The 18826-nt window shown below is 38.2% G+C and carries 18 protein-coding genes; 13 read left to right on the top strand and 5 right to left on the bottom strand.

Features of this window, described 5'->3' with window-relative positions:
• Positions 1-18: 18 nt before the first annotated feature.
• From ASE74_RS23760 to ASE74_RS23750, 3 genes are all read left to right on the top strand, one after another.
• Positions 19-990, top strand: coding sequence for a type IX secretion system membrane protein PorP/SprF (locus tag ASE74_RS23760; protein WP_055915125.1), 972 nt, complete (start codon positions 19-21; stop codon positions 988-990).
• Positions 991-1156: 166 nt separating this feature from the next.
• On the top strand, positions 1157-1387 hold the full coding sequence (locus ASE74_RS23755; protein ID WP_157255518.1) for a hypothetical protein: 231 nt from the start codon (positions 1157-1159) through the stop codon (positions 1385-1387).
• 266 nt (positions 1388-1653) lie between these two features.
• Positions 1654-2172: a Crp/Fnr family transcriptional regulator gene (locus tag ASE74_RS23750; protein ID WP_235526209.1), complete on the top strand. Its 519-nt coding sequence runs from the start codon at positions 1654-1656 to the stop codon at positions 2170-2172.
• Positions 2173-3782: 1610 nt separating this feature from the next.
• Here the strand turns inward: ASE74_RS23750 and gap are convergent.
• The 3 genes from gap to pfkA are packed head-to-tail and all read right to left on the bottom strand — an operon-like array spanning position 3783 to position 6619.
• Positions 3783-4781, bottom strand: coding sequence for a type I glyceraldehyde-3-phosphate dehydrogenase (gap, locus tag ASE74_RS23745; protein WP_029280245.1), 999 nt, complete (start codon positions 4779-4781; stop codon positions 3783-3785).
• 7 nt (positions 4782-4788) lie between these two features.
• Positions 4789-5631, bottom strand: a complete 843-nt coding sequence (locus ASE74_RS23740; protein ID WP_055915116.1) for a hypothetical protein — start codon at positions 5629-5631, stop codon at positions 4789-4791.
• Position 5632: 1 nt separating this feature from the next.
• The gene (gene pfkA / locus ASE74_RS23735) at positions 5633-6619 is read right to left on the bottom strand and encodes a 6-phosphofructokinase (RefSeq protein WP_055915113.1); all 987 of its coding nucleotides are present in this window, start codon (positions 6617-6619) and stop codon (positions 5633-5635) included.
• Between the two features lie 111 nt (positions 6620-6730).
• On the opposite strand from pfkA, the gene ASE74_RS23730 reads away from it, so the two are divergent.
• The gene (locus ASE74_RS23730) at positions 6731-7420 is read left to right on the top strand and encodes an NUDIX domain-containing protein (protein ID WP_051692040.1); all 690 of its coding nucleotides are present in this window, start codon (positions 6731-6733) and stop codon (positions 7418-7420) included.
• 177 nt (positions 7421-7597) lie between these two features.
• Here the strand turns inward: ASE74_RS23730 and ASE74_RS23725 are convergent, their stop codons facing one another.
• Positions 7598-8458, bottom strand: a complete 861-nt coding sequence (locus ASE74_RS23725) for a hypothetical protein (protein ID WP_055915110.1) — start codon at positions 8456-8458, stop codon at positions 7598-7600.
• A 220-nt stretch (positions 8459-8678) separates the two neighbouring features.
• Between ASE74_RS23725 and ASE74_RS23720 the strand changes: the two genes are divergently transcribed.
• From ASE74_RS23720 to ASE74_RS23700, 5 genes are all read left to right on the top strand, one after another.
• A complete protein-coding gene (locus tag ASE74_RS23720; protein WP_055915107.1) occupies positions 8679-9701 on the top strand; it encodes a low specificity L-threonine aldolase in 1023 nt (340 codons plus the stop codon).
• 115 nt (positions 9702-9816) lie between these two features.
• Complete coding sequence (gene accC / locus ASE74_RS23715; protein WP_055915104.1) at positions 9817-11328, top strand: acetyl-CoA carboxylase biotin carboxylase subunit; 1512 nt, start codon at positions 9817-9819, stop codon at positions 11326-11328.
• Positions 11329-11453: 125 nt separating this feature from the next.
• Positions 11454-12038 (top strand): riboflavin synthase, encoded by a 585-nt coding sequence (locus ASE74_RS23710; protein WP_055915101.1) that lies wholly within the window; start codon positions 11454-11456, stop codon positions 12036-12038.
• 166 nt (positions 12039-12204) lie between these two features.
• On the top strand, positions 12205-14853 hold the full coding sequence (locus ASE74_RS23705; RefSeq protein ID WP_055915098.1) for a glycoside hydrolase family 78 protein: 2649 nt from the start codon (positions 12205-12207) through the stop codon (positions 14851-14853).
• A 167-nt stretch (positions 14854-15020) separates the two neighbouring features.
• Positions 15021-15482 carry a DUF4268 domain-containing protein gene (locus tag ASE74_RS23700; protein WP_055915094.1) on the top strand — a complete coding sequence of 154 codons (462 nt, stop codon included), beginning with the start codon at positions 15021-15023 and terminating at the stop codon, positions 15480-15482.
• On the opposite strand, the gene ASE74_RS23695 is transcribed toward ASE74_RS23700, so the two are convergent.
• A complete protein-coding gene (locus ASE74_RS23695) occupies positions 15479-16636 on the bottom strand; it encodes a lipopolysaccharide assembly protein LapB (protein ID WP_157255517.1) in 1158 nt (385 codons plus the stop codon). The two genes, ASE74_RS23700 and ASE74_RS23695, sit on opposite strands and share 4 nt — an antisense overlap.
• A gap of 129 nt (positions 16637-16765) precedes the next feature.
• Between ASE74_RS23695 and ASE74_RS23690 the strand changes: the two genes are divergently transcribed.
• The 4 genes from ASE74_RS23690 (at position 16766) to ASE74_RS23675 (ending at position 18824) form a co-directional block, all read left to right on the top strand.
• Positions 16766-17062 carry a hypothetical protein gene (locus ASE74_RS23690; protein ID WP_055915088.1) on the top strand — a complete coding sequence of 99 codons (297 nt, stop codon included), beginning with the start codon at positions 16766-16768 and terminating at the stop codon, positions 17060-17062.
• A gap of 12 nt (positions 17063-17074) precedes the next feature.
• Entirely contained in the window at positions 17075-17665 is a 591-nt protein-coding gene (locus tag ASE74_RS23685; RefSeq protein WP_055915085.1) for a porin family protein, read from the top strand.
• 170 nt (positions 17666-17835) lie between these two features.
• Positions 17836-18255, top strand: a complete 420-nt coding sequence (locus ASE74_RS23680) for an organic hydroperoxide resistance protein (RefSeq protein WP_055915080.1) — start codon at positions 17836-17838, stop codon at positions 18253-18255.
• Between the two features lie 134 nt (positions 18256-18389).
• Positions 18390-18824 (top strand): MarR family winged helix-turn-helix transcriptional regulator, encoded by a 435-nt coding sequence (locus tag ASE74_RS23675; RefSeq protein ID WP_055915078.1) that lies wholly within the window; start codon positions 18390-18392, stop codon positions 18822-18824.
• Positions 18825-18826: the final 2 nt, after the last annotated feature.

The raw sequence follows: 18826 nt of genomic DNA, 5'->3' as shown, positions 1-18826 counted from the left end.
AAGTTAAAAGGTGAGGATATGAAAAAGATAATTTTAACGGCATTTTTTAATTTACTTGTTTTGTGCCTTTTTGCACAGCAGAATGCGCAATTCGGGCAGTATATATTCAATGGCCTATACATCAACCCCGCATATGCAGGTTATAAGGAAGAACTTTATATGCAGGCATTTGTACGGGCACAGTGGACAGGGATTCAAGGTGCGCCACAAACATTGTCAATATCTGTCGATGAAGCCGTTAAAGATGAAAGTTTAGGTCTTGGCCTGTTGGTATCAAAAGATAAGATCGGGGCCCAAAGTTCACTTAACTTATCCGGTAATTTTGCTTACCGCATTAAGCTCGATCGCACTGAAACCAATGTACTGGCCTTTGGCGTAGGATTGGGCATCATGCAAATGGGATTGAACGGAAGTTTGTTAGATCCTACTGAAACTGGAGATAACAGAATTCCTACAGGTTATGAAAGCAGACTGGTTCCTGATATCAGGGCTGGGGTTCATTATTCCAACGAAAAGTTTTTTATAGGTTTCTCCGCTAATAATCTCTTAAGTCAGTACCTGCCTGTTTTTAGAGATAACAATCTGCTTAGCATTACTTCGAAACCGCATTTTTACCTTTCGGCCGGGATGGTATTCCCGGTAAACAATGATTTTATGTTCAAATCAGCTTTTTTGATTAAAGATGACCTTAACGGGCCTACATCTTTGGATTTGAATGCTTTTTTAATGATAAAACAAAAATTATGGCTTGGCGGTGTATACAGAACATCAGTTAAACTTTACCCGAAACCAGAATTACAGAGCGATATACGGGCAAGGAGTGCTATCGGACTGATTACAGAATTTTTTGTCCGCGAAAACCTTCGCATCGGTTATGGTTACGATTACAGTTTAAACAAATTAGGCAATTATGATTACGGATCACATGAAATCTCTATCGGCTACTACCTTCAAACGGCAAAAAGCCGGAGGCCTAAATGTTATTTTTAACACCAAACGCTGAACATTGGTTATAGAAAAGAAATATAAATAATACTTATTACAGATAGTGCTTTTTGGAATACTCTATTTAGTTGTTTGATTATTAGATGGTTTACTAAACAAATGATGCCTCAGCATGTTAAACCCTTATTATCAGTTTATCATGTATGTATCAATGAATCGTATTGAAGATCAAAACCAAAATGAGGGCCTACAGGTATGGCTGTCTGATCAGGAAATACTTTTCAGGAGTTTGAGAAATCAAGATAGTACTTCTTTCAAAATACTTTATTCACAATATTCGGCGGCCATTTACGGATCAATTATCAGAAAGATAAATGATGAGGAAACAGCAAAAACAATTCTAATTCAGACTTTTGCGGAAGTTTTCTCCGGTTTTTCGTGATTTGATGAGAAGAAGCTTAGGGTTTTTACATGGATTAATCAGATTGCGCTTAAAAATATCAAACAAATCGCTTGATAACGTGCTTTTAACAGCACAATTGTCTCAATAATCGACTTTATTTTAATGTTTCAACAGAATTCGCTATAATTAGGGGTCTAAAGTCTATCCCTGTTTGTATGCTTGAATCGCGAAAGCAATTTCTGGTTAATGCTGTATTGAATTATTTCAGCACTTTATGTTCGATAACGCCTGGATTTATCCAGGAAATGGAAAAAAATGTAAAACCACTGCTAGTCAAAAAAAACAAATACATTTTATCCCCGATTGACAACAATGATTATGTTTTTTTTGTGGCAACAGGTATCGTCAGAGGTTTTATTAAAGATGACGACAAAGAAATTACCACATGGATTAGTTTAGGAAACGAATTTGTTGGTGCCATTCAGCATCCGGAAGAAAATATTCAACCATCTATAGAGTATTTACAAGCATTGGAAAATTCAGAATTGGTTGCAATTCCTAACCTGCTGATTGATAAGCTTTACGAAAACTACCACGAAACCAACATTATAGGTAGAAAAATTTTAGCACTTCAATACCATGCCGCTTCTGAGCGCGCCATTATAGCCCGGATTCCGTCGGCAGAAAGGCGATATGAGAAATTTTTGGAAATGAATCATTTTGATGTTTCTAAAGTTCCGCTCCGCTGTATTGCGAGCTATCTTGGTATGCGTTTAGAAACATTGAGCCGCATCCGCAGTAAGCTGGTTAAAGAAATGGCTTGATGTTAATGCACTGTAAATAAGTAAAACCTATGTTTACATAGTATTATACATATTTACATATTGATTTACAAGATGAAATTTGATGTCTTAATTACATCATTTGTATTTAGATTTGGGTAAGTAAAAATTAAATCAACGGGACGATTTAGATTAAACTTTTAGCCTCTCTATTAAGGGAGGCTTCTTTATTTAGGCCAACCGGCCATTTTTAGGTTTATTACAATAAGTTTTATTATATTTAAATATGGAACTCTTACTTGGATTTTTAATGATAATATTATCCATCCCATGGAAAAAACTTGGGAAGTGGTTGGAAATTGAAAAATAATACTCAGTCAGGTATGAATGGACCGCTCTGGGATAGCCTGGAGCAATTAAATTCAATCAGCCATTGGGAGATATCCTTTTTCGTTCAGTTTTGACTGTGAAAAGTGTTGAACAGCAGATTTAACTGAAATAGCAGTGCTGGAGTATAAAAAAATCATGTACCTGGCAGCAATCGTATATGGAAGCTGCGGTGGTTGGTGAAGATTTAACATTTTTATGCTTTTAAATTCAAATCTTCATCAAATCTTAATCTTTCTATAGTAATATTGTTCCCTATAAGGGGTGAGAGCCTTATATCAACTTCATAGTTGAGAGCGTTAATTTAGATAGAGGGTGTAGCCAGTGGCTACGCCCTTTTTTTATGGGTAAAATTATTAAAGCTAGGTTTTTGAATGCCATCATTATAATATTGGCCGATGAAACCCTTGCTCGAAGTTTCCATGCCATTTGATGGTTTGGTAATTTTAAGGCCGATATTTATATGGATTTTAGAAAAAAAGATCCTATACGGAATAGCTGTTGTAATAAGATTTGAATTTTTAAGAAGCTGAAGTAAAAAGCTGAATAGACTTAAGTGTTATGATAGTAAATTCAGAAAAAATGATTGAAAGATAAATATTATGAAAGCTCGGGAAGGAAATCCAAATTTTAAGTATAAGGAAGGGTAGTTCATGATTTGGGATACAAATACCATTAAAATAAGAAAAGAGACAATCTATCCAGACTTGTCTCTTTTTTCTAACCAAATATAAACCTGTTATGAGCCAGGCTTTGTCTTTAATCTTCCATCTAAACCGGGGTTTCTCAGGAAAATGATTTATCTTTTTTATTGGTGATAAACATCGTTCCGTTTATTACTCTACAAATATAGTAAAAAATTTGATAGTGTAAAAAATACACTAAGAAAATTTTAAGTATTTTTTTTGTCATTTTTTATTTACCGATCTTTTTCTTGAAGATATTGGGGTTTAAAACGACTGTATTGCAAATATAAGGCAAAAATATGTTAACTAATTGTTAAATATTGTCAAATTATGATATGATATAGTCAAATACTATCAATTTTTGGTTTAAAAATGATTTTTATCAATTTTTAAGGTGCTTTTATAACCTAATTTAATTTTTTATGTGTTTTTCAGTGATCTTTTTGATTAAAAAATATTTTTAATGGCCTTAATAAAATATTTTTTATAGGTGAAAAACATCTTCAAAACAAAAAGGCAACATTATTTGATTAATGTTGCCTTTTAATTGAATAAAAAAGCGCTTAGCGCTTTTTTATATTATAAACTTGCGTAATATTCTACGAATTTAGCTAATGCAGAAGAATATCCCCACTCATTGTCGTACCAAGATACAACTTTAACGAAATTATCATTTAATGAGATACCTGCTTTTGCATCGAAGATAGAAGCGTGATCATCACCGATGAAATCAGATGATACAACTTCATCTTCAGTATAAGCCAATACACCTTTTAATTCACCTTCAGAAGCAGCTTTCATAGCAGCTTTGATTTGCTCGTAAGTAGCTGGTTTTTCTAAACGTGCAGTTAAATCAACTACAGAAACGTCAGCAACAGGAACACGGAAAGACATACCAGTTAATTTACCTTTTAATTCAGGTAAAACCATGCCTACTGCTTTTGCAGCACCTGTAGATGAAGGGATGATGTTAGAGAAACCACCACGTCCACCTCTCCAATCTTTAGCAGAAGGACCATCAACTGTTTTTTGAGTTGCTGTTACTGCGTGGATTGTGCTCATTAAACCTTCAACAATACCAAAGTTATCGTTTAATACTTTAGCAATTGGTGCTAAACAGTTTGTGGTACAAGATGCATTCGAAACAATAGTTTGATCTGCAGTTAATTTATGGTGGTTAACGCCCATTACATAAGTAGGGATATCGCCATCTTTAGCCGGAGCAGAGAAAACAACTTTTTTAGCACCCGCAGCGATGTGTTTTTCAGCATCAGCACGTGTTAAAAATAAACCTGTAGATTCAATTACAACTTCAACACCTACGGCATCCCATTTTAAATCAGCAGGATTTCTTTCTGCAGTTACACGGATAGTTTTACCGTTAACAACTAAGTTACCATCAACAACTTCGATAGTACCGTCAAATTTACCGTGGGTAGTATCATATTTCAACATGTATGCCATATAATCTGGCTCGATCAAATCGTTAATCGCTACAATATCCAATCCTCTTTTTAATGCGGCTCTGAAAACCAAGCGGCCGATACGGCCAAAGCCGTTTATTCCAATTTTGCTCATTGTTTTGTTAATTAATGTAATGTTTTAATAAATTTTGTATTGGTTCTTTAATAATGCTTTTAATTTTTATATCGTATCTCTCAGCCACAAACCTTAAGCGGTCTTCGAGCTCAGCAGCAACCTTGCCTACAACATGTATTTCGCGGTCGTTATATTTTTCTGCCATCGGAAGAACATAAGTTTCCATGTATTTTTCAAATCCTTGATCAATCAGCCCACGGATGTATTCGTGTTTGCTGTTTTGGGTAATGAAATCGAAAAAGGAGGTTAGAAATATATTGGCCTGAGGCTTATTGTAAATGCGTTCTAATATTTGTGGACGGTCTAAATTGTGCGTCAACAAAAACTTGGTTTCAATATCTTTCGGCATTTTAAGGCTTAAAAATTCTTTAAGCAAAATTTTTCCGAAGTAATTTGAAGAGCCTTCATCGCCTAAAATATAGCCCAAGCCAAAGTTATTGTTCACTGGCTTTTTACCATCAAAGTAAGCGCAGTGTGCACCGCTGCCCAACATCCCTACAATACCGGGTCGATCGTAACAGGCAGCTTTAGCAGCTCCGAAAAGATCATTTTCTACAACAATTTTACTGTATTTAAAAAATGAAGCCAATGTTTTAGATAGCTCTTCTTTTCTATCTGCTGATGATGCTCCGGCTGCAAAAAAATAAATTTTCTTAATATTTTCTGCATTGTTGACCAGGGCAACTTTTTTATTTAAGATTTGTAAGATCGTTTTAGGATCAACAAAGCAGGGGTTTAAGCCGGTAGTATTGCAGTGTGCAACAACCTGTCCATTTTGGGTTATTTTCCAGAATGCTGTTTTTGATCCGCTATAAACAACTGCTACCATATTATATTGAAAGTACTTCTGTCATTTCCATTAAATCAGGCTCGAGTTTAAAAGAATGAGCGGTTAAAGCCTCTCTTATGCTGGTTAATTTTATTTCATTTCCTTTTAAACCAACCATTTGCTCCGTTTCGCCCGCAATTAACGCATTTACTGCCGCAAATCCTAAACGGCTGCCTAAAATCCTGTCGAAACTGCTCGGACTACCGCCCCGTTGCAGGTGGCCAAGTATGGTTACTTTGGTATCATAATGATCAAAAGTTTCCTTTACCCTTTTGGCAATGTCGTATGCACCGCCCTGTTTATGGCCTTCGGCTACAATAACAATACTCGACGATTTTTTTGTTGCTGCACCGAGCGCAAGCTTTTCAATCAGTTCGGTTACACTGGTTTCCTTTTCAGGCAATAACACTGCTTCGGCACCGCTGGCAATCGAACTTCTCAATGCAATACATCCAGAATCGCGGCCCATTACCTCTATAAAAAACAGGCGGTCGTGCGCATCGGCAGTATCTCTGATTTTGTCGATGGCTTCGATTACTGTATTTATCGCCGTATCGTAACCTAATGTAAAATCTGATCCTACCAAATCGTTATCAATTGTGCCCGGTATACCGATTACCTTAACTCCAAAAGTTTCCGAAAAACGCTTTGCTCCGGTGAACGTTCCATCACCACCGATTACCACTAATCCGTCGATACCGTTTTTCTTTAAATTATTATATGCAATCTGTTGACCTTCGTCTGTTTTAAACTCTAAACAGCGTGCTGTTTTTAATATGGTGCCGCCCAAGTGTAAAATGTTACTTACAGAACGGGCGTCCATAGGTTTTATGTTGTCGGTAATTAAACCCTGGTAGCCTTGCATTACCCCGAACATATTAATGCCATGGTAAATTCCGGTACGAACAACAGCTCTGATTGCGGCATTCATTCCTGGGGCATCGCCTCCAGAAGTTAGTACAGCTATATTTTTTATATTTGGCTCCATCTTTATAATACGAATATAGTGTGTATTTTTTACACTAAGTAATTTATTTTATTTTTTTTACTTAATATTGAAAGTCATACCTTTATCTGCTTAAAATAACTAAATTTTACTTTGGAACAAATTTTACCCCACTTAGATTCTGTATTCTCTATAGATTGCGTTTTGTTTGGATTTGATGGTAAGGAATTAAAAATCTTGCTCATTGAAAGGAATGAAGAACCGTTTAAAGATTGGTGGGCACTGCCCGGTAATATAGTTGGTCCTGATGAGAGTTTAGATCAGTCTGCCTCACGCATTTTATACGAACTTACCGGCTTACGCGGTATTTACATGGAGCAATATTATGCTTTTGGCGATCCGCACAGGCACCCTCAGGGTAGGGTAATTACTTTGGCTTACTATGCACTGATCCGTTTAGGTGGTGATAAAGAACTGCGCCCGATCAGTACTTATGCAAAACGCGCCAATTGGCTGCCTATAACCGATCTGCCTAAACTGGCTTTCGATCACCAGAAAATTTACGATAAAGGTTTAGAAAAAATCAAAAGGCGGATTAAACATCAGCCCATCGCTTTTGAACTTCTGCCAGAAAAGTTTACCTTGACCCAATTGCAGCATGTATATGAATTGGTACTTGGTAAAAAACTTGATAAAAGAAATTTCAGAAAGAAGATTGTAAGTTTTGGCGTATTAAAAGAGCTGGATGAAAAACAGAAAGGGGTTTCTTATCGTGCCGCTACTTTGTACCGCTTTGATAAACGTAAATACGCAAAGCTTTTTGGTAAGGAAATTTCGTTTTAGCGGGCTGAGAAGTGAGATCTGTGAACTGGGATTTGAAATCGCAGTGCAATGAAAGACCAAGCAAACGGCATTTTATAAATATAAAAATCCCCGGTTTTAAATTTAAAACCGGGGATTTTTTGTGTAATCTGAGTTCAGATCAATTAGGGATTCAGCATTGGAAACTCCAAACTGAAACTATGCCTTAGGCGCTAGCTCAAGATGATAATGAACCAGATCATCTATAGGTGAGCGGATAATTTTACCCACACCCATTTCGTAACGGTCGGCTACAATACTTAAAATATCACGGAAACTATAACCTACAGAACCCACACAGTTTAATTTATGGTCTTTGTAGTTTGGATAGTGGATTACCAAGGCTTCGAAAAATGCTGTAAAGGCATAATCAATGGTTGCAAAAGCATAATCTTCGTAGTTATCTTTAAAGTCGTATAAGAATTTACTAAAGCTTGCGCAGAAACGGTTCGGCAATGGCTTGTTGTAAATGTTATCAAAAATATCCTCGTTGGTTAAAGCGTAATTGTCGTAAAAAGCCTCACGTAAACCTTTTGGCATGTAACCTTTCATGTAATCGCTTAAAATACGTTTACCGATATACGAACCGCTACCTTCATCACCCAGGAAGTAACCCAATGAATCGATATTCATGGTAATTTCAGATCCATCGTACAAACATGAGTTGGTTCCTGTACCTAATATAGCAGCAAATCCTGGCTCGTTTCCAAGAAGTGCCCTAGAAGAGGCAAGTAAATCATGACCTACAAATATGGTTGCATTGGTAAAAATCTGTTGCATGGCATCAGCCACAATTTTTACGTTTGCAGGTGTAGAACAACCGGCGCCGTAGTAATAAACTGCTGTTAATTTCTCTCTTTCCAAGTGGTCTGGAAGAGTCTCATTCAAAGACTTTACAATGTACTCTCCTTTTGAAAAATATGGATTGTAACCTTCGGTGTTAAAGTAAATTTTTCTGCCGGCCTCGTTAATCAAACACCAATTTGTTTTGGTAGATCCACCGTCTGCAATTACTATCATTTTATTTATTTTTGGTTTTAGCACGATAAAAGTATAAAAACTCTTATATTTTGTATCCTTTTTTTTAATAATTTTTTAACAATTTGTTGTTGTGGGATTTTAAGTGTGTAAAAAATACACTATATAGGGTGTTTAATCCGCGAAAAACCTTAAAATTATACCAGAAAAGGCATTGGTCTTTTTTTTAAACGTCAGCAATATTTTACAACAAGATAGCATAATGAACAACAGATTTTTAGATTTCAGGAGTGATACGGTAACCAGGCCAACCGCCGGAATGTTGGAGGCCATGATGAATGCAAAAGTGGGAGATGATGTTTTTGGGGAAGACGAAACCGTGCATGCACTGGAAACAAAACTCGCTGCTACCTTTAATATGGAAGCCGGATTATTTTGTCCTTCCGGAACGATGACCAACCAGATAGCCATTAAGTGTTTTACCCAGCCGATGGATGAGGTAATCTGCGATCAGACTGCCCACGTTTACCGTTACGAAATCGGAGGTATTGCCTATCACTCGGCAGCATCGGTCAGGCTGTTGCATGGCGAACGCGGTATTTTAACTCCGGAGCTGATTGAGCCTGAAATTAATGAAGACAATATTCATTACCCTAATTCCAGTTTGGTGGTTTTAGAAAATACGGTAAATAAGGGTGGCGGAAGCTGTTATACATTGGCTCAGATTGCGCCGATTCATCACTTATGTAATATAAAGGGATTAAAGCTACATCTGGATGGTGCACGCATTTTTAATGCTTTAGTTGCAACCGGAGACCAGGCCTTTGAATATGGAAAGTATTTTAATGGTATTTCAGTATGTTTATCTAAAGGACTGGGCGCACCGGTAGGATCAGTTTTACTTGGTAATAAGGAAATGATCCATAAAGCGCGGAAAATCAGGAAAGCTTTTGGTGGGGGCATGCGCCAGGCAGGGTTTTTAGCAGCTGCAGGCATTTATGCACTCGATAATCATGTAACGCGTTTAAAGGATGATCATACCCATGCAAAAGCCTTGGCCAATGCATTAAGCTCGGCAAAATATGTAAAATCGGTAATGCCTGTTGAAACCAATATTGTCATTTTTGAAGTGGAAAAAGGTTCAGCAGAAAAAATTGTACACCAGTTGAAAGAGAAGGGCCTGCATTGCAATACCACGAGTGCCAGTACCGTCCGCCTGGTAACACACCTGGATCTCAGTGCCGAAATGATCGATCAGGCTATTGAAATAATATTACATTTGTAGGTGCAGTCGGAAGCCGGCAAACGGGAGTCCGATTTTTATTCAATAGTTTTATAGTTTATGGTCAATAGTCAGATGGCTCATCGCTCAATCTGAATATATATAAAGTCTAACCAAAATGCCTGATTCCTCCAAACCTCTAGCTCCAATTTCAAAACTGCTCATCGCTAACCGTGGTGAAATTGCTTTGCGCATTATGCGTTCTGCAAAGGAAATGGGAATAAAAACCGTAGCTGTTTTTTCTGAAGCCGACCGGAATGCACTTCATGTTCGTTATGCGGATGAAGCAGTTTTTATCGGACCAGCACCTTCCAATCAAAGTTATCTGGTTGGTGAAAAAATTATCGATGCCTGCAAACTAACAGGTGCCCAAGCCATTCATCCTGGTTATGGTTTTTTATCTGAAAATGCAGGTTTTGCACAAAAAGTTGCTGATGCAGGGTTGATTTTGGTCGGTCCATCTCCGCAGGCCATGGAAACGATGGGTAATAAATTATCTGCAAAGGCAGCGGCATTAAAATACAACATCCCCATGGTGCCGGGAACGGAAGAGGCCATTGAGGATGTTAATGAAGCAAAACAACGCGCTATCGAAGTTGGCTTTCCCATTTTAATTAAAGCTGCTGCTGGCGGTGGTGGCAAGGGGATGCGTATAGTAGAGCGAGCGGAAGATTTTGAAGAGCAGATGCAGCTTGCCATTAGTGAGGCTACTTCAGCCTTTGGTGATGGCGCGGTTTTTATCGAACGCTATGTTACCTCGCCAAGGCACATCGAAATACAGGTATTGGGCGATACCCATGGCAATATTGTTCATCTTTTTGAACGGGAATGTTCCGTGCAACGCCGTCATCAGAAAGTGGTGGAAGAAGCACCCTCATCTATTTTAACTGAAGAAATAAGGCAGCAGATGGGTAAATGTGCTGTAGATGTGGCCCGTTCGGTAAACTACACCGGAGCAGGTACAGTAGAATTCATTCTGGATGAAAACCTGGATTTCTTTTTCCTGGAAATGAATACCCGCTTACAGGTGGAGCACCCGGTAACGGAGCTGATTACAGGTATTGATCTGGTAAAAGAGCAGATTAAAATCGCTTCGGGCGAAAAATTGAGTTTTTCTCAGGAAGATTTAAAAATAAGTGGTCATGCGGTTGAACTCAGGGTTTATGCAGAAGATCCGGCGAATAATTTCCTTCCCGATATCGGTACCCTGCAAACCTATAATACACCTAAAGGCAATGGCGTAAGGGTTGATGATGGCTTTGAGCAGGGCATGGAAATTCCGATTTATTATGATCCGATGATCGCCAAACTGATTACTTATGGTAAAAGCAGGGAAGAGGCCATTGACCGTATGGTTAGGGCCATTGAAGAATATGATATTACCGGGATAGAAACTACCTTGGGTTTTGGTAAATTTGTAATGCAGCACGAAGTATTTAAAGGTGGCAACTTTGATACCCATTTTGTAGGGAAATACTTTAAAGCTGAAAATTTGAAGGTACAGGATGAAACAGAAGCACTGATCGCTGCGTTGATCGCTGCACAACTTTTTAGTAAACAAGCGGTTACGGTAGGAAGTGACGTGGTTAAAAAAACTTCAGACTGGAGAAAAAATAGATTGAAATATTAACAAATAGATTTAGCGCGATCGTCATTATCAACTTGATTGCGAATCGCAATACCTCGGTAGGATTTGTATTGAGGATTAAGATTCCCGCCTGCGCGGGAATGACGATGAAAAAAAATACATTATAAATGTTCACAGGAATTATAGAAACACTTGGCGAGGTTACCGCCATTAAAAACGATCACACAAACATTCATTTTACCATTTCATCATCCATCAGCCATGAGCTGAAAATAGACCAGAGCGTTGCGCATAACGGAGTTTGTTTAACTGTTGTGGCATTAAATGATGGAACACATACTGTTACGGCAATAGATGAAACGCTAAACAAAACCAATTTAGATGCTTTAAAAGTAGGCAGCAAGGTTAATCTGGAGCGCTGTATGCAGATGAATGCACGTTTGGACGGACACATTGTGCAGGGCCATGTAGACCAGACTGCGGTTTGTATCAAACGCGAAGAACTGGATGGCAGCTGGGAATACCGTTTTAAGTACGATGCTTCTGCCGGAAACGTAACCGTGGAGAAAGGATCGGCCTGCGTAAACGGAATCAGCCTAACGGTTGTAAATTCGGCAGATGATGAATTTTCAGTATTCATTATTCCTTACACTTTTGAACATACCAATTTACAGGAAGTTGAAGTTGGCGATACTGTAAATTTAGAGTTCGATATCATTGGGAAATATGTAGCCCGTTTAATGAACCGCTAACATTATTTTTAATTCATTTTTATTTATTAACGGATTGTTAATTAGTTTTTTAAGTACTTATTGGCGTAGATGTAACGCTTAATTTTTCATGACAGTGCAGGATGGTTGAGCGGATAATATTTCTCAATATCGTGGTGTTAAGACTAAAAATTAACGCTAACCATTTATGAACAAGATTTTCCGTCACTCATTTGCAGTGCTAAACACTGCATTTTTGTTGTTATTTACCACACAAATATTTGCGCAGAAAATTTCAGTAAGAGATTTAACTGTTGAGCATTTAGTAAATCCTTTTAGTATTGATAATCCAAAACCCAGGTTTAGCTGGAAGATCAACTCGGATATCAAAAATACCAAACAGAATAATTACGAAATAAGACTGGGTACCTCAGCAAAAATTGATCGGGTTTTATGGAAAGCAACCGTTAATAACGATCAATCCGTGCTTGTTGCCTACAATGGCCCTGCACTTTCCTCAAAAACCAGGTATTACTGGCAGGTAAGGGTAAAAGATAATCATGGAAATACATCTGCATGGTCTCCGGTTCAGTATTTCCAAACAGGCTTAAAACCTGAGGACTGGAGCGCAAAATGGATTTCGGTAGAAGGAAGGGATACTGCTATGGCCAGTCCGCTTTTTAGAAAAGAAATTACGCTCAAAAAAGAAATTAAATCTGCAGTGGCATATATTACTGCAAAAGGTTTATATGAGGCCCACATCAACGGGACGCGTGTGGGAAATGCATATTTTGCACCAGGATGGACGAGCTATAAAGACCACATTCAGTACCAGGTTTACGATATTAAAAAATCATTGAAAAAAGGTGGGAACGTAATTGGTGTTTCGCTTGGCGATGGATGGTACAAAGGCCGGATCGGTTTTGCCAACCAAAAACAGTTTTATGGCGATACCAGGGCTTTATTGTTACAGCTTGAAGTAGAATATAACGACGGAAGCAAAGAGACCTTTATCACCGATAACAGTTGGAAAACCGCTTACGGGCCAATACGTTCATCAAACATATATGATGGAGAAACCTATGATGCAAGATTGGAAATTGCGGGTTGGAATACTTACGGTTTCAAAGAAAATGCCAGCTGGAAACCAGTTCAGGAAATAGCCAGCGGACCGGAGAAACTGATCGGAATGAGTGGGCCGCAAGTAAGTAAACATGAAGAATTTAAGGCCTTGAAAATATTCAAAACCCCACTTGGAGAAACTGTTGTTGATTTTGGGCAGAATTTGGTAGGCTGGGTGATGTTGAAAGCAAAAGGTGCTGCCGGGACAAAAATTTCCATCAGTCATGCAGAAGTATTAACCAAAGAAGGCAATTTTTACACCACCAACCTCAGATCGGCCAAACAGCAGAATAACTATATTTTAAAGGGTGAAACCGAACAGGTATTCGAGCCACATTTTTCATTTCAGGGATTTAGGTATGTTAAAATTGAAGGCTATCCGGGCGAACTTAAACTCGAAAACCTCACCGCTGTGGCTGTTTATTCTGATATGAAAACCAGCGGAAAATTTAGCACTTCCAATGCACTTTTAAACCAGCTGCAACACAACATTTCATGGGGGCAGAAGGGTAATTTTGTAGATGTACCAACAGATTGCCCTCAAAGGGACGAACGTTTGGGCTGGACGGGTGATGCGCAGGCCTTTGCAACAACGGCCGCTTACAATATGGATGTATCGGGCTTTTTTACCAAATGGTTGAAAGATGTTTCTGCGGATCAGCTTCCTAGCGGGAGTGTACCTTTTGTGGTACCCAATGTGCTAAATCAAAGTGATGCCGGATCGGCCGGCTGGGCAGATGTAGCCACGATTATCCCCTGGGATATGTATATAGCTTATGGTGATAAAGGCATACTGGAAACGCAATATGGCAGCATGAAAAAGTGGGTCGATTATATCACATCAGTATCAAAAAACAACCTTTGGAATACAGGATCCCACTTTGGAGACTGGTTGTTTTACCGCCCTAATGATGATAACGACGGCCGTGCTGCTGTTACCGATAAATACATGATCGCTCAAACTTTTTATGCACACTCTACACAATTGTTGCTAAATGCTGCAAAAGTTTTGGGCAAAGCTGATGATGTGGCCAAATACACTACACTGCTCGAACAGATAAAAGCCGCTTATATCAAAGAAAATATGACCCCGAGCGGTAAATTGATTTCGAATACGCAAACGGCCTATGTTTTAGCTTTACAGTTTGATATGCTGCCCGAAAATCTGCGTGCGCAGGCTGCTCAAAGGTTGGTAGATAACGTGAGAGATTACGGAAACCACTTAACAACAGGTTTTTTGGGCACCCCATACCTATGCCATGTATTAAGCCGCTTCGGGCATGAAAGTGTTGCATATGATCTTTTAATGCAGGAAAGTTACCCTTCATGGCTTTACCCTGTAAAAATGGGGGCCACCACCATTTGGGAACGATGGGATGGCATCAAACAAGATGGATCTTTTCAGACGGCAGATATGAATAGTTTTAACCACTATGCATATGGTGCTATTGGCGATTGGATGTATAAAAATATTGCCGGCATTAATCCCGTAGCAGATCAACCGGGCTATAAATCGGTTGTTATTGCGCCCCGGCCAGGTGGAAAATTAACAGCTGCATCTGCCGAACTGGAAACTGTTTATGGTACTGTTAAATCATCATGGACAATTGCCGAAGGCCTTTTTAAGCTTGATGTAACGATTCCGCCTAATGCCTCCGCAACCGTAGTTTTGCCAAAAAGCGATAAAAAAGAACAGATTGGCTCTGGCAGCTATCATTTTGAATATAAATATTAATCGCTTAATATTGCGGCTTCACAGAAAGTTGTATCAACATATAAATTTGTCTCCTTTAGCCTGTCGAAGGACTTGCTTAAATGCATGATCAGGCGTTCCGACAGGCTAAAGGGGAGACAGATTAATTGAATTGTGATGCACTTTCCATCAGATGCAGTAAAAATTAAATGTACAGTAAAGAAGAATCAGCCCGTTTACGTCAACAATTTTGGATCAGTTTCGGACAATACATGAAACCTGTTCCTTCTGCAAGTGGTTCTACTGTAAATTGGACAAATTACAAAACAGGGGTGAAGAACATCTTTTTTAAAATGGATGTCGACAATAAAAAGGCTTTTATCAGCATTCAACTTTCGCATTCAGATGCCGATATCAGGCACCTCATATTTGAACAGTTCGAAGAATTTAAACTACTGTTTACCAATACGGTTGGCGAAGAATGGGATTGGATAAGAGATGCCGACGATGATTTTGGTAAAACAGTATCTCAGATTTCCATCAGCATTACCGGGGTGAGCATATTTAACCAACAGCACTGGCCGCAACTGATTTCCTTTTTTAAGCCCAGGATGATTGCACTTGATGAATTTTGGGATAATGTGAAACCTGTTTTCGAGGATCTGGTTTAATCAGTCAGGTTTAATTGTGCTATCCTATCTTTGGTAAACTTGATTTCTTCCTTATCATCCGTTAAACTCGGTTTGCTTTTTAAATAAAGATTATAATATTTAAGGGCGTTTTTACCTTGTTTTAACCGGGTATCGTAAAATACTGCAAGGCGGTAATATAAGGTAGCGTTCACTTTAAATTGCAGCCCTTTTTTATAAGCTCCGTTTGCGAGCGTCAGTTGATTGTTTTCTTCATAAACCAGCCCTAAAAGTGAATAGTAACTGGAGGTATTTGGCGAAATAGCCTCATCAATTGTTTTTTTGGTATAATTAGCTGCCAGAGGATAATTTTTTATTGCCCGGTAACTGAGTGAGGTATAATATAAAGTGGCCTCATTTTGCATAGCGGTTGCTTCCAGTAATTTAAACAGATCAATTGCTTTCTGATATTGTTTGGTGTAATAATAAGCCTTTGCTACATCTTTTATTACCCCCGCATCGGCACCATCTTTTAATAATTTTTCTCCTGCGGCTATTACCTCAGCGTATTTTTTTAACTGATTGGCAATGGGCAGTTTTGTACGTTGCAATACCAGGTTATCGCTGTCTCCCTTAATGGCAATATCAAGTACACTGTAAGCCTTTTCATATTCCTGATAGTTGGAAAGTACCTCTGCAAGGTCGGTTGCTACATCACCTTCAATTGGATTGATCTGGTTTGCTTTTAAAAGATATATGCGTTTTATCGAATCATCTTTTGGCGAACTGTACAGATTGGCCATTAGTTTGTGTACATTAAAGTTATTGGTATCAATTTTCAGAATTTCTCCATAATAGCGCCTGGCCTTTTCGGTATTTCCCCTCTTTGTACTGATGTTGCCGAGACTGAAAAGAACGGGAAGATTTTGTGATTGAAGTGTATAGGCCCTGGTGTAAAATTTTTCTGCCTCAACAGTGTTACCTCCCATTAAAAAGCAATACCCCATCTGATTAAGGATTTTGATATCAGTTATATTTTCACCATAAATCTCTTTTAGATACTGCCCAGCTTCGGCATAACGTTGATTTTGATAAAATTCAAATAGTTTTTCCTTATCTACCACAGCGGCCGTTTGTGCGAAAGTTACTTGATGCAAGCAAACAAAAATCAATAAATAGCAAAGTCTTTTCATCATAATTAATTATTAAACTAATTTATTAGTTGTTTTTGGCAATTCCAAATCTATCTGTTAAAAAAATGCGGTGTAAAACAAAATGAGTGGCTGTGGGTTTATAAGAAATAGTTGAACTAAAAAATAAGACCTATGAACACTTTAAAGAAGTTTGAATTAATGGAGAAGATTGTGCGTGAATTGGAAGATTTACAAAACTCTCAACAGGCACTTATTCAGAAAATTGGAAAAATCGAAGTTGATAATATTGAACTTGGTGATGGCCGTTTAGAAAAAGACCTACCAGATATACATCAAAATTTAGCTGATAACTTAGATACTATTTCAGGAATTTTAGATTACTTTGCAGGTAAAACACAAAACTTTGGTGATAAAAACAATGTTGACGCCTTAAAAGAACAGGAAGCGATCAACAATGCCACCAGCTAAAATTAAACGCATATGAAATTTTTATCTTTAACCGTTGCCTTTTTGCTTGTTGGCCTATTTGCCAGCGCACAGGTATTGCCATCATTCCAGCTGGGCATTAAAGCTGGTGCAAATTTTTCGAAATTTGATAGTGAAAACACTTTTAACAGTAACAACCGTACAGGTTTTTACGGTGGCTTATGGGCCAGGGTTGGAGCGGCAGGTGTTTACTTCCAGCCAGAACTTTATGTTTCAGGTAAGAAAGCAGATTTGGTAAGTGATGCAACGGGAGAAGTAAATAAAGTTCGTTTTACAAGTTTGGATGTTCCTTTATTGGTAGGTACTAAATTTGGTGCCGCTGGTATTGGTCTTCGATTAAACACCGGACCAATGTTTTCCTTAATATTGGATGAAAACCAAAGTTTCGGTCAGGCTGCTGGAAATGTTTTCAGAGCCGACTTTAAAAACCAGGCTTTGGCCTGGCAGTTCGGTGCAGGCTTGGATCTTAAAAAGTTGAGCTTTGATGCACGTTACGAACTTGGTTTATCAAAAATTAATAAAGCCGGTTATCCTGGTACCAAGTTAAACTTGTTTACAGTTGGCTTAGGTTATAGGATTTTGTAAGCTTACTTGTCAAAGATTTAAAAGGTGTTCATGTAATAATGAACACCTTTTTTTGTGCCCAACATTTGAATTAAATAAGTTTTGGCAATAAAATTTGCATTTTAAAAATAGATGTTTACATTTGTATCGTAAACGATATAATCGTTTACGATTTTAAAAATAGACATAATATGAAAACGTTGTATGAAACTAGTGCTACTGTAACCGGTGGACGTAATGGAAAAATAACAAGTGAAAATGGTGTGTTGGAATTGGAAGTTAGAATGCCAAAAGAATTAGGCGGAAGCGAACAAGGCTATACCAACCCCGAACAGCTTTTTGCTGCGGGCTATGCCGCCTGTTTTGATAGTGCGCTCAATTTAATTATGGGCCAGGCAAAAGTTAAACCTGAAGAACCCTCTAGCGTTAAAGCAAATGTTTCGCTCCACTCCAATGGGCAGGGAGGCTTTGCACTTGGTGTATCCCTACAGGTGCATATACCAGGAGTTGAAGCAGCGCAAGCCCAGGAACTGGTAGAAAAAGCCCACACAATCTGTCCATACTCAAATGCCACACGCGGCAACGTTGATGTGAAGCTGGAAGTAATTTAATCGAATTAAAATAGAATCGTTATTGCTTACCCTGCAATAACGATTTTTTAATGATTAAATTCGTGATTGGAAATTTCAGTTAAAAATTATTTACTTAGCTGGATACTTTTTTGTGATTAGTAAAGAAAGTTGTGATGGAAATAAATGATGCGATTAAACTGGAAAATCAACTGTGTTTCCCGCTGTATGCTGCTTCCAGGTTGGTTACCAAATGTTATCAGCCAGTGCTGGATAGTTTTGGAATTACCTATCCGCAGTATCTTGTGTTAATGGTGCTTTGGGAAACTGATTCGGTTAGCTTAACCACACTTTCACAGAAACTGATGCTTCAATCCAATACCTTAACGCCTTTGCTTAAGCGCATGCAGGAAACAGGACTGGTTGAACGCGTGAGGTCATTAAAAGATGAAAGAAGTATTGTAATATCACTTACTGAAAAAGGACATGCTTTAAAAGAAAAGGCTCCTGTGTTGCGTGCTCAGCTGTCAGATAATCTCGGTATAAGCCATGATGAAATTAATCAGTTAAAAAACCTTCTTGATAAATTGATTCTGAATCTGAACAAATAAAT

It is taken from the genome of Pedobacter sp. Leaf216 (assembly GCF_001421515.1).
In the GTDB taxonomy this organism is placed as follows: Bacteria; Bacteroidota; Bacteroidia; order Sphingobacteriales; family Sphingobacteriaceae; genus Pedobacter.
Note: the sequence above shows the minus strand (reverse complement) of the source record. Positions and strands in the feature narration are given on the sequence as shown.